Annotated in this window: 9 protein-coding genes and 1 pseudogene; 4 read left to right on the forward strand and 6 right to left on the reverse strand. The window is 37.7% G+C overall.

From position 1 onward, the window contains the following. Positions 1–199 precede the first annotated feature (199 nt). Both nhaA and BMW39_RS18960 read left to right on the forward strand, forming a co-directional pair. Positions 200–1,543 carry a Na+/H+ antiporter NhaA gene (nhaA, locus tag BMW39_RS18955; protein ID WP_034980023.1) on the forward strand — a complete coding sequence of 448 codons (1,344 nt, stop codon included), beginning with the start codon at positions 200–202 and terminating at the stop codon, positions 1,541–1,543. After that, the gene (locus BMW39_RS18960; RefSeq protein WP_074719390.1) at positions 1,536–2,822 is read left to right on the forward strand and encodes a DUF389 domain-containing protein; all 1,287 of its coding nucleotides are present in this window, start codon (positions 1,536–1,538) and stop codon (positions 2,820–2,822) included. Before nhaA ends, BMW39_RS18960 begins: the two co-directional genes overlap by 8 nt. Before the next feature lie 61 nt (positions 2,823–2,883). Here BMW39_RS18960 and BMW39_RS19675 read toward each other — a convergent pair. Then, a pseudogene (locus BMW39_RS19675) lies at positions 2,884–3,150 on the reverse strand (dihydrodipicolinate reductase C-terminal domain-containing protein); the annotation flags it as partial. Positions 3,151–3,298: 148 nt separating this feature from the next. Further along, positions 3,299–3,547: a hypothetical protein gene (locus BMW39_RS19680; RefSeq protein ID WP_311316409.1), complete on the reverse strand. Its 249-nt coding sequence runs from the start codon at positions 3,545–3,547 to the stop codon at positions 3,299–3,301. A gap of 329 nt (positions 3,548–3,876) precedes the next feature. Here BMW39_RS19680 and BMW39_RS18970 point away from each other — a divergent pair, with 329 nt between their 5' ends. Both BMW39_RS18970 and BMW39_RS19390 read left to right on the forward strand, forming a co-directional pair. Beyond that, positions 3,877–5,724 carry a chloride channel protein gene (locus BMW39_RS18970; protein ID WP_027388399.1) on the forward strand — a complete coding sequence of 616 codons (1,848 nt, stop codon included), beginning with the start codon at positions 3,877–3,879 and terminating at the stop codon, positions 5,722–5,724. A gap of 86 nt (positions 5,725–5,810) precedes the next feature. Next, positions 5,811–5,954: a hypothetical protein gene (locus BMW39_RS19390; RefSeq protein WP_155845857.1), complete on the forward strand. Its 144-nt coding sequence runs from the start codon at positions 5,811–5,813 to the stop codon at positions 5,952–5,954. A 473-nt stretch (positions 5,955–6,427) separates the two neighbouring features. Here BMW39_RS19390 and BMW39_RS18980 read toward each other — a convergent pair whose 3' ends face one another. The 4 genes from BMW39_RS18980 to BMW39_RS19570 form a co-directional block, all read right to left on the reverse strand. After that, complete coding sequence (locus tag BMW39_RS18980) at positions 6,428–7,654, reverse strand: cation:proton antiporter (protein WP_034980095.1); 1,227 nt, start codon at positions 7,652–7,654, stop codon at positions 6,428–6,430. Between the two features lie 1,062 nt (positions 7,655–8,716). After that, on the reverse strand, positions 8,717–10,735 hold the full coding sequence (locus BMW39_RS18990) for a BCCT family transporter (RefSeq protein WP_034980100.1): 2,019 nt from the start codon (positions 10,733–10,735) through the stop codon (positions 8,717–8,719). 244 nt (positions 10,736–10,979) lie between these two features. Beyond that, positions 10,980–12,038 (reverse strand): recombinase family protein, encoded by a 1,059-nt coding sequence (locus tag BMW39_RS18995; RefSeq protein WP_245750509.1) that lies wholly within the window; start codon positions 12,036–12,038, stop codon positions 10,980–10,982. 30 nt (positions 12,039–12,068) lie between these two features. Continuing rightward, positions 12,069–12,584, reverse strand: coding sequence for a recombinase family protein (locus BMW39_RS19570; protein WP_228445487.1), 516 nt, complete (start codon positions 12,582–12,584; stop codon positions 12,069–12,071). Positions 12,585–12,765: the final 181 nt, after the last annotated feature.

Raw genomic sequence — 12,765 nt, forward strand, 5'->3', positions numbered from 1 at the left:
TAAACAAATTAATTTTAAAAAGTTCATTCTTTTCTGAAAAATTAACTTTAAAATTACAATTGATAACATATGATCTGTTTTTTTAATTCTTAACAAATTTCGGAGCTAAATATCTTAGTATATTAAAAATAACTTTGCAATGTTCCCCTATTTTTATCTTTAGTATTCATAAATTTGCAGTTATCTATAACAATTAACTATGATCAAAAGTTACCCCACAAAGCCGATCGACAAGATCACACAGCCCGTTCAGCGATTTATCCAGCAGGAAAAGTCCGGAGGATTACTTTTAGGGATCAGTGTGATCATTGCTTTGATTTTGGCCAATTCACCATTATCCGATGGCTACCATCATTTTCTGGAGCAGACCTTTGGATTTCAATGGAATGGGGAAAGTTTTTTCGATTTTACCGTCCATCACTGGATCAATGACGGATTGATGTCTGTTTTCTTTTTCGTGGTGGGGCTTGAGCTTAAACGGGAGATCATAGGTGGTGAGCTTTCCAATCCGCGGAAAGCCATGCTTCCCATTGTTGCGGCAGTTGGGGGAATGGTCATGCCGGCATTGATATTCCTACTGCTCAATCCTTCCGGAGAAATGCATAAGGGATGGGGCATCCCTATGGCCACAGATATTGCTTTTGCTTTGGGCGTGCTTTTTCTATTGGGAAAAAAGATCCCACTCTCCTTGAAGGTATTTTTAACTGCCTTGGCAATCGTAGATGATCTGGGAGCAGTCCTGGTAATCGCATTTTTTTATACATCGAACATTGAAATGACCTACTTGCTGATAGGACTTGGCATTCTTGCAGTGATGTACCTGGGCAATAAACTCGGGGTAAGATCGATCTTTTTTTTCGCATTCCTTGGCATCTGCGGTGTATGGACATGCTTTGTAATTTCAGGCGTTCACGCCACGATCGCTGCTGTTCTGGCGGCTTTTACCATTCCGGCAGATGTGAAGATCAAGGAAAATCTGTTCATAGCAAAGATCAGCAGCTATCTGGAAAGGTTTAAAAATTTAGACCCTACTGAAAATACACCTACATTGACCAACGACCAGCTGCATGTCCTGGAAAAGATCAATGAGGCGACAAATGCCGCCACTCCTCCCCTTCAGATATTGGAACACGCGATGCATCCCGTTGTAACATTCGTTATCATACCGATCTTTGCAATAGCCAATGCCGGGGTATCGTTAAATATTGACATTAACAGTTTATTCGACACCAATATCGCATTGGGTGTAGCATTGGGCTTGCTGGTCGGAAAGGTATTAGGTGTTGTCGGCTTCACTGCTGTTTTTATTAAACTAAAAATTGCTCAATTACCTGAGGGAATGAATATCCGTAATCTGCTAGGACTTGGTTTTCTGGCATCCATTGGATTTACAATGTCCCTGTTTGTGACCTCCCTTGCCTTTAGCCACGAAGAATATCAGACACAGGCAAAGATCGGCATATTCGCAGCCTCATTGATCGGAGGAATCATAGGCTATATCATTCTTAACAAAGATTCTAAACCAACTCAAACCGATGAATAATATCTTTAATTTTATTAATCTTCACAATGGTGAAGAGAAAAAGGATAAGGTATTGGAAAATGTCACATCCAACATCTCATTCAGAGGTTCCAATCTCTGGATATTAGCTTGTGCGATCATTATCGCATCCATCGGCCTTAACGTCAATTCCACTGCGGTCATTATCGGGGCTATGCTTATTTCTCCATTAATGGGTCCGATCGTTGGTGCGGGATTTGCGCTTGGGACCTATAACTTTCCTCTGCTCAAGAAATCTTTTAAGAACCTTCTTATCGCAACGGTAGTGAGTTTATTGGTTTCAGGATTCTACTTTTACATAAGTCCCTTCAAGGATGTACAGTCAGAACTTTTGGCAAGGACTGCACCTAACATCTACGATGTTCTCATCGCATTTTTTGGTGGTCTGGTCGGGGTCATTGCGATAACCAGGGTAGAAAAGGGAAATCCTATTCCGGGCGTAGCGATCGCCACTGCATTGATGCCTCCTTTGTGCACCGCCGGATTTGGTCTGGCAACTTTTAATTTCTCCTATTTTCTGGGTGCCTTTTACCTTTATACGATCAACTGCTTTTTCATATGCATTGCGACTTTTCTTGTTGTGAAATATCTGCATTATCCCTCCTCTATTGTTGACAGCAAATATGAAAAAAGGATCAGGTACAGCATATCTTTCTTAATATTGGTAATGATCGTTCCCAGTTCATATCTGGCCTACAATCTGTACAATGAAAAGAAATTCACGAAGACCGCAGAAATTTTTCTTCAGAAAGAATTTGAAAAAAATGGATACACATTGATCTACAAAAAGATAAACTACAACGCCAATCCCAAGACCATCGACGTTGCATTCCTAAATAAAAAATTCACTGCCGAAGAGATCAAGTCTTACAACAAGATGCTTTCTGATAACGGGCTTGCAAACACAAAGATAAACATCAGGCAAAACAATTCCGATCTGAAATCAGAGATACTGAGTGAGATCAACAAAAACAACACTACCTTATCGGAGAAGGACATAGCATTATCCAGCCTGCGGTCAGAACTGGATAATTATAAAGTGTCAGACTCCACATTAGGCAAAGAGATACAGATCCTATATCCGGATATGTCCGGCGTTTCTTACGGAAAGATAGCCCAATATCCCGAAACGGACAGTGCAAGGCTCCAATTTGTGATGATCTACTCTGGAAAAAAAGTGAATGAATTACAGCTTAAAAGCTGGCTTGAAAAAAGACTGAATGAGAAAAATGTCAAACTTTTAAACAATTCTGAAAACTAGATTGAAATATACTTCAAAAATGCCATTCCAATTTTGGAATGGCATTTTCCACAGATATATTTTAAGATAACATATCTGGAGTCTGAGCGAAAAAGTAAGGTCGCAGGATGTCTTCAAAATTGTACATTCCCTTCAGTTTGTTTTTAAGGTTCTCAGCGACAAACAATGCACCGCTTCCGAAAGCCTCTCGTGATATTGACTCGTGGACAAGACGAACGGTCTGGTAAGGAAATCCAAATATGACCTCGTGTTTTCCAACGATACCGCCAGCCCTGACAGAGTTGATGCTTTCTGTCTCTATATCCAAAGTTTCCGCAATTTTCACTGCTGTTCCCGAAACACCGGATTTTGCCTTAAAATGTTCTTAAACCACTTCTATATTAACACCGGCGCTATATTTTTTAAGAGCAATGCCGCAAACAAAAAGTAGTTGACGCCCAGCGTGATATAAGGCGACCAAAAAACCACAGTGTCCCTTACAAGTTCTTCAGAACTCTGATGTCATTTTCTCTGTAATGCGAAATGGCTGAGATGATCTTGATCTTTTTACGGGTTGCGACCTTGCCATAAAGATGAATGCTTTCTTCGTTGGAAAAATCAATAATAAAGTCTACTGGATGATCCTCAAGTAATGTTTCAATGTCCGTGCTGCTTTGAGAATAGATCAATGCGTCATCCGGTGAAGATATTCCAAGAATATCTTTTGCAGAAAGCTTATTAAGCATATCAGTTTTCTTCAGAACCCATTCAAGTGAAAATCCTTGTGCTGAAGAATGACATTTGCTACCGCTTTACCTGCCTTCCCAAATCCTAATAATCCTATCTTCATAATTACAATTTTTTATATTTTTTAATTGATGATTTCGAATAATTGATCGTAGTAAGATACAAAAAAAATGAAAGATCGTTTTCTACCATACTTTTAGGATACAGATCTTATTGATTTTACTGAGATAGAGATGCCTATCCCATAAGCTTTTGGTATATTTGCAATAACCCTAAAAATTGCGCATTCTAATCAAGATCCTAGCGCTAATAAAAGCGATCCAAATAAGTGAATATCAACAATAAAAAAAGATATATAAGTTTTCTCAGGTTCAAGAGAGACTTCCAAAAATATGGACTTGAAAAGGCCCGCAGCTATGAATTGATCCTCCACTGGCTCAACAACAGGCTCAGCCGCAGCCAGTTTTTACTTCTCTCCGGAATCCTAGTGGGCTGTACAGCAGGTCTGGCTGGTGTTCTGCTGAAAACAATAGTACACAATATCCATTTCTTTATCACGAACAAGGTTCATTTTGAATATCAGATCCTGTTCTATATCATTTTTCCTTTTTTGGGAATCGTATTGACAACCAGCATCGTGTTGACGATATTCAAAGGACAGGACAGAAAAGGGATAGGCGCCATATTGTATGAGATCGCTCAGAATTCGAGTATCGTCTCTTCCGTGAAGACCTATTCCCAAATTGTCCAAAGTGCAATAACCGTAGGTCTCGGAGGATCTGCCGGTTTAGAAAGCCCTATCGCTGTGACTGGTGCGGCCATTGGTTCCAATTACGCGCAGACCTACCGCCTGAATTACAAGGAACGAACACTACTTTTGGCAGCCGGAGCCACAGCTGGTGTTGCCTCTGCTTTCAACGCTCCTATCGCAGGGGTCATGTTTGCCTTTGAAATCCTACTGACAGGCGTGGTCTTTACGGATTTTATCCCGCTGGTAGTTGCTGCGGTATGTGGTAGCCTCTTATCCAGAATTCTGCTTCAGGAAGATATACTTTTTAGGTTCCATACCAGAGAAGCATTTGATTACAGGAATCTACCCTACTATCTTATATTAGGTATTGTCACAGGACTGTATGCAAGATATTTTTTAATGGTTTCCCAAAAGGTAGAGCATTTTATCAAAGGTCTGAAAATGTCCAGATTGCGGAAGGCAATGCTGGGCGGTGCCATCCTATCGTTACTCTGCGTGCTTTTTCCGCCACTGTTCGGAGAAGGTTACGATACCGTGAAAGCTTTTACCAATGGTAATACCAACTCGATCATCGAAAACAGTCTCTTTAGATATTTTGACATCAAAGAATGGACGATCATTGTATTTCTAATTTGTGTATGCCTGTTAAAGGCTTTTGCAACATCTTTCACCATTTTCAGCGGCGGAAACGGAGGTAATTTTGCACCATCACTTTTTGCAGGAGGAACCGTCGGATTTTTATTTGCCGTAATCTGCCAGCAGATCGGCTTTAAGGACGTTCCTGTATCAAACTTAGTTCTGGTAGGAATGGCCGGTGCGATGAGCGGTGTTCTTTACGCCCCGCTAACTGCCATATTTCTAATTGCTGAGTCCAGTTTTGGATACGACCTTTTTATACCTTTGATGATCGTTTCAGTGATCTCTTACCTCATTGCAAAATGGTTTTCACCGATATCCCCAGAACTAAAATCTTTGGCCGACCAGGGTAAGATTTTCACGAATCAGCATGACGAGAATCTTCTTTTCTCACTCCATACAGAAGATTTCATTGATAGATACTCCCAAACCATTAATGAAAATGCTTCAATAGAAGAATTGTCTGATCTAGTTAAGAACGGGAACAAGAATTTTTTCGCAGTTATCGATGATCATAAAAAGTTAAGAGGTATTCTAACGTTAGATGATATCAGACCTTATTTTTTCAATGATGAAAATGATTTGACCCTTACGATAACAAAAATAATGAGAGCCCCGGCAGCATTCATCCATCCCGACGATAAGCCGAGAGAGATACTCCAGATCTTTGACAACACTGGTACGTGGAGCTTGCCTGTCGTCGATCAGCAGAATATCTTCCTTGGGTTTATTTCGAAATCATCGATTTTAATGAGTTACAGGCAGTTGCTGAAAGGATATTCCAATTAAACATTACTATCAAAAGGATCTAAAATTATGTACCTATTAATAGACAAGTGGAGTAGGAATGAATTTTGTTATGATTGAGAAAAAAAATGGAAGGAAAGCAATTATTTAATTACGAAGACAGCGAAAATAAAGATAATTCAGCTGAAGACAAACAAAAACCTGATGTCAATATTTTTCTAAAAGTCATTCAAATTATATTGAGCATCATCTTAGGCGCAATGCATGTCTAAAGAATTAAATATTTCATATTGGTTTATTGGAGGGCTTATCATTTGGGGAATTATCGCATTTTTGAGAAGGAATGGAATACTCATACCTCTAATCAATGATCATTTGACTGATCTATACAGTGTCCCTATGTTCAGTTATACGATAATGAAAATCATGAAGCTCACCTATTATCCGGATTGGAGACCGGATCTGAAGTTTTTGCTGGGAGCTGCACTTAATCTGACCATTGTATTTGAAATTATATGTCCGTTACTATCAGCAAGATATACAGCTGATTTTATAGATATTATCTGCTACTTTTCAGGTGCGCTAATATATCATTTAGTATTACAGAGAATTTATTATGTAGATTCAAAATCATTATAATTGAATTCAAGGCCATCAATACGCTAAGGATACGTTACTGCGGTCAGGAACAATATATTTTCTTAAAATGTGAGGTTTTTTTCTGTAGACCCCTGTATTACTGATCCTATGCTTCTCTTTTAAGATATTCCATGACACGCGTCGCCGTAAGGCCATGAATCAAAATTGAAAAGAGAATCGTTAAAGAAACAGCAGCCCACAATTCATCCTGATGTTCAAAATTATATTTGCTGAAAGCAAATGCAAGATAGAATATCGAACCCATCCCACGGATGCCAAAAAATCCGATCGCCAGCCTTTCTTTGTTTTTCATTTTTGAGGAACTCAATGCCAGCCATCCAAAGACAGGTCTTACTATTAGCAGGAAAGTTACCGAAAACACAACCATTTTCAAATTTATGGGTTCTAGAATACCCATTGCTAATGCTCCTCCGAAAATAATCAGTAGCAGGCAGACTAGCAGCCTTTCTATCTGATCGGTGAAAGAATGAAGTGTATCGTGATACTGGTGATCTTTCTCAAAATGCCTTAGTGTGATTGCACAGATAAAAACTGCAATAAATCCATAACCATGAACAATTTCTGTTATACCATACACTAGTAAAGTAGCAGCAACTGCCACCAGACCATCTCTGGTTCGTAGGATCTCATATTTTTTGGACACTCTGAATAACAAAATGCCAAAACCTTTGCCTGATAGAAATCCGATCACAATACCGGCAACTATTCGGTAGATAACATCAAGAGCAAACCACTCTAAAAAGCTGCTTTCTTTGCCTGTGAACATAAGACCAATAGTAATGGCAAGCCAGGTAAATGGGAAAGCGACTCCGTCATTGAGTCCAGCCTCTGACGTGAGCGCAAATTTGGTCTCTGATTTCATTCCCTCATTTGGAGGTCCCACCTGTACATCCGATGCGAGGACAGGATCCGTCGGAGCAAGAACAGCACCAAGAAGTACTGCTGAAGCAAGACCGAAACCTAAAAAATAATAGCCCATTACCGCTGCTGCACCAATACACAATAACATGGTAAAACTTACAAGTTTCAACGGGGATGACCAGGTTTTAAAAGAAAATTTCCGGTCGATCTTGATCCCAGTACCCATAAGCGAAATAATAACAATCAACTCGGTTAAATGAAGCGTCAGATTTTCATTTTTTTGAGGCATTGGGTTTGGCAGAAGATCGGGAGCCAGTAGATAAAGTGCAAACCCTGTTGCTACATAAAAAATAGAGTACGAGATGCCAGTTTTTTTTGAAATTTTGGGCATCCATGTCACACTGAAAATGGCAGCGCCGAGTATTACTAAAATAATCAGATATTGATCCATAGAGAACGTAAATTTATTATTGCTAAAAGTATTTTTTGAATTGCTGTAATATTCAGTACGTTTAGGCGAAGCTGTAATACTCAAGCGGCTTGAGGTGAAATATCAAATATCCCGCCACGGCTTCTTATGGTGAAATACACCCAACAGATGCCGAACTTTTCTAGCTCGATTTACGAAAATTGACAAATATTTTTTATTGTTGTACAATATGTTTCCATGTTGTTTTACAACTGTCTTTCCATGAAGCCTCGAAATCGTCACTATATAATAATCTTGATGGAATTAAACTATAATTTATTCTTTTCGTCTGTCTCCGGCTTTTAATAAACAAAAATGGAGTACCTGCTGGTTTATAGATTGAATCGTCCATTTTAATATTATTAATATTTTGGCCTATGAATACTAGTGTATCCTTAGTTTTTGATTTAATTTTGATATGAGTTAAGAGATCATTAGACCTAACAGAAACTTTTTTTAAAACGATTCCGTCGAAGCCAGCCTTTATATCTTGTATAATAAATTTATCATTATTTACTCCACTATCTATGTAGAAAATAAAAATTATAACTACAAAAAAAATTGCTAGAATAGAAAAAATTGTAGTTCTCATCTTAAAATATTTATTGCCATGCGCTAATAGTTGAACAGAATAATTTCGTATCTAAGTCTGTTCAAAATCCTATACCAGTAGAAGGAGTCACCCAGGTTAGAGGACTTTTCTGTCCTTTCCATAATTCTCTTACTCCACTTTGATCACACGAAGAGTCGCTGCCTCAAAAAATTCCAACACCGATAGATACTCCAGAAGATTTTCCTGCTTAGTCTTTTGCATTGAGTGCACCAAAGTCTGATTATCAAAATACTCTTAATAGAACTTACTAATACCAATTTTGTCCACCATTATATCTTTTGACTCATTGGAAGATTTAATAAATAGAAAATGCTATACAGTTAGAAAATCTCATCATCATTAATTAAAATTATCTATCCGGAATTAAGATATTTGTCTTTTTTAAGTGTACCGAAATCCATTTGCTTGAAACTTGGACTAAATTATTAAGTCTATAGAGAATTATTATCACTGCTTATAAACATTTCGTTTGACTCTTCAGCTACTATCTTAAGGAACCGGTCATAGTGTTTTAGCACATCGCTGATTAACTCATTTTTGGTAAAGTACTGGACATCGTATCCTTCCCGTGAATCCCCAAAATAGGTTTTAGGGAAATACGTAACATTGCTATCCAGGTCTGGTAGGTTGTCATCATCCACCATGTATTCGGAAACGATTCTTTTCTGCCCCATCACGCCATAGATAAAATTATTGACCACATCGTGATGGATCTCTAAATGGATCTTTAAATCGTCCGGTAAGTAATTGATCTCAACGGCAATTCCATTTAATAAAAATTCTTCCTTTAATTCTGTGAAAGCAGGCAAGACCTGATCGTCCATAAACGTTTTCACGGATTCTTTCGTTTTGAAAGAAACAATTTTTTTTAGCCGTTCTTTCCAGAATTCGCCTGACCAAGGTACTGTAGAAACCGAAAGTCCTTTTTCATAGTATCGGTAATCTATCACTAGTGCTTTCATCAATGAGACAACAAATAAAATCATAATGACTGCAAACGGCAGCGCAGTGATAAGTGTCATCGTCTGCAATGCTTGAAGCCCGCCTGCATTAAGTAGCATAAGGGCTAATGTTGCCAGAAGTATTCCCCAGAATACCATTTGGATTTTAGGTGATTTACTTGAATTTTTTGAGGATATACTATCCATTACCAGCATTCCTGAATCTGCTGAAGTAACGAAAAAGATTATTATTATTGCCAGAACAATAAAACTTAAAACTTTGGAAAGTGGAAGATATTCTAAAAACCTGAACATCAAAGCATCAGGATCAGAAACCAAGGCACTTAGTGCGCCATTCGCCACGTTGAAGTCAAACCAAATAGCACTGTTCCCAAAAACCGACATCCAGATAAAATTGAATAATGTGGGAATAATCAAAACAGCGGCAATGAATTCACGGATACTCCTTCCTTTTGAAATTTTAGCAATAAATAAACCTACAAAAGGTGACCAGGAAATCCACCATGCCCAATAGAGAATGGTCCAGTTATAAAACCAAGAGAGTGTTTTTTCCTCATAAACGTGGGTGTTGAAAGTCAGGTCAAAAAAGTTATTGATATAATTGCCCAGACCATAGGTGAAACTTCCAATCAGATAAACGGTCGGTCCTAAAAACAGGACAAATAAAAGGAGGATAATAACGATAACAACGTTGATATTACTTAAGATCTTAACTCCCTTATTAACTCCTGATGTCGCGGAAAAAACTGCGATTGATACTAAGACTAGAACAATTAATATCTGATAGGTGAATCCCGTCTCGGGCAAGATTTTCATCGTTTCTAATCCTGAATTAATTTGAACAACCCCAAATCCCAGCGTTGTTGTAATACCGAAAAAGGTACTGCATAAAGCAAATATATCAATCACATCGCCCCATTTACCTTTAATTCTGTCCTTTAACAATGGATACAGGCAACTGCGGAGTGACAAAGGAAGTCTGTAACGATAGGTAAAATATGCTAAACAGAGACCTACGAGACCATAAATTGCCCAGGCATGGATACCCCAGTGGAAGAAGGTGTAAAGTTGTGCATTTTTTGCCCTGCTGATAATATGGCTTTCAGAAAAAGCATCTGTAGAATAATGCTGCATTGGTTCTGCGACGCTGAAATACATCAGTCCTATTCCCATGCCGGCAGCAAAAAGCATGGAAATCCAGGAAAAAAAAGAATGTTCAGGTTTACTGTCGTTAGTGCCTAATCTGATTTTTCCGTACTTGCTAAACATCAGAAACACGAGAAATATCACAAATATGGTCACACACCATACGTACACCCAGTTGAGATTTACAAAAATAAAATTCTTAATCACATCTAAAACAGCCTTGATCTCAACAGGAAACAATACTGAGAAAATACATATCCCCACTATAAATATTAAACTGGGTATGGTGACCCCTTTATCGAATGTAAATCTGATTTTTGATGTGGGTTTGGATGAATTCATACAAAAAGAAATTGTTAGAGTACTTTCAAATATACAGCTTTTAAAATAGTAAAACCGTAAGAACATTCTGTAAGACTCGTAAGTATTGCAACATTTCTCTGTACTATTCTTCTATTCGTTCACACTCTTCTTAAAGATTTTCAACAGTCAAAGTGTAGCATATTATTTTTTCAGCAATAGAAAATACTAGGACAATAATATAACTTATCTTTAGCCTACAACAGAAAAAAATGATATACAGAGTTTATAAATTTGTTCCTGATAATTTTGAAATTCTTTCTAAATCTTCCACCAAATATTTCGATAACTCTTCGGTTATGGGTACAAGACCGGAAAGAGGTGATAATTCACTATTTTTCCGGTTTTTTTTAGCTCGTAAATCATTGTTAATCTGATAGATATAGGACAACAAAACGTTAGGTCGCATAGTTCGATAATGATTTTCAAAAAATTCCAATTTTTCAGGGAATATCGAACTAATTATTTGACGTTTCAATGTGATATCCCCACTACTAAAGACTTTAGCAAGATCTACAACGTTCGATAATGCATGGTCAAGTAGTTTCGGAAAATCTATTTTGTTTTTATCTTTTACTTTGGTCAGGTTGCTTTCTAACTTTTCAATTTTGTCCTTGCAATCAGTCTTAATTTCCAAATAATCCTCATTATCAATGACATCTTCCAACAATTTGTTTCGTGCCGACTTTAACCTGTTATTCAATCCATCTATTTCCATTAATATCTTTTTTCTTTGATGTTGAGGATTATCGATAAACTTCTCAAAATTTTGTTTCAAGACCTTTCTCAAATATTTTTTAATGGACTCCCTCATTTCTAAAGCTTGTAGTAATTCCAGGAATTTATTGTTAATAATTTCTGCTTTATAACGATATCCGCATGGTGACTGACAATGGTAGTAATAATATTTCTTAGAGTATCCTGTAGATGCACTACCGGTTATTAAATGACCACATTCCGGACAGACTAGAAATCCTCTCAGGGGAAGATTATCGTCAGACAAGATTTTTACATTGGGTCTTGCAAGGTTTGCATTGCCATCCATTATATTTTGGACTTTTTCGAATAACTCCTCACTGATCAAAGGTTCATGAATACTTGGAACAAAATGAGCCTCCTCGTCATTATATTGTTCTACATAAATTTTTCCGCAATATGCAGTATTCCTTAAGCCGGCAAGAAAAGCACTGACTTTTACAGTTTTCCCTTCCCGCATATTCATCATATCCATGATCTGGCTGGCTGAATAAACACCTTTTGCCATCTCATTAAATGCCCATTTCATATTTGAAGCTTCCGGTTCTTTTTGAGTGACCTACTTCTTCCCATTCTCAGTGATCTTATTGACATATCCATAAGGCGCCCTTCCCATCAATCTTCCTTCTTTTCTTGCACGACGCATTCCATAGTAGGTATTCAGGGCACGTCTGTCGTTTTCAACTTCCGGTGCAGCAAGATAGATTGCCAACATCATCTTATTCTCGGGAATTGAAAGATCCAAAGGTTGTTCAATGGCTTGCGGATCAACGTGGAGCTTTTTGAGCATATTGATCATTTGATAGGCATCACCTGCGTTTCTGCTAAAACGATCCCATTTTGTAAACAACAATAAGTTGGTTCTGGAGCTCTTTTTCTTAAGTGTATCTAGCAGTTTGATCCATTCAGGCCTGTTAAAGGTTTTGGCTGAATAATCTTCATAAATGACCTGTCCAACTACGATACTGTTATTTTCACAGTATCGTCTCAGTCTTTCTTCCTGATCTCTTTGGGAATATCCTTTATCTGCCTGCTCATCGGTTGAAACACGAATGTATAAATCGGCTTTTTTCATTTCTACAATCTTAAAATATTATTCATCTAAAAACTCCCTTATTGTGACTGTCAATAGCATTTTTAGAAATTCTACAATTTGTTCAGCTTCCTCAATAGTTAACTCAATTTCCTCCTCTTCTTTGAGAATTTTGATAATCTCTTCAGTGCTTATATTTTTAATTTCAATGTTCTTTTCCATA

The sequence above is a fragment of the Epilithonimonas lactis genome, assembly GCF_900110605.1.
Classification (GTDB): Bacteria; Bacteroidota; Bacteroidia; order Flavobacteriales; family Weeksellaceae; genus Epilithonimonas; species Epilithonimonas lactis.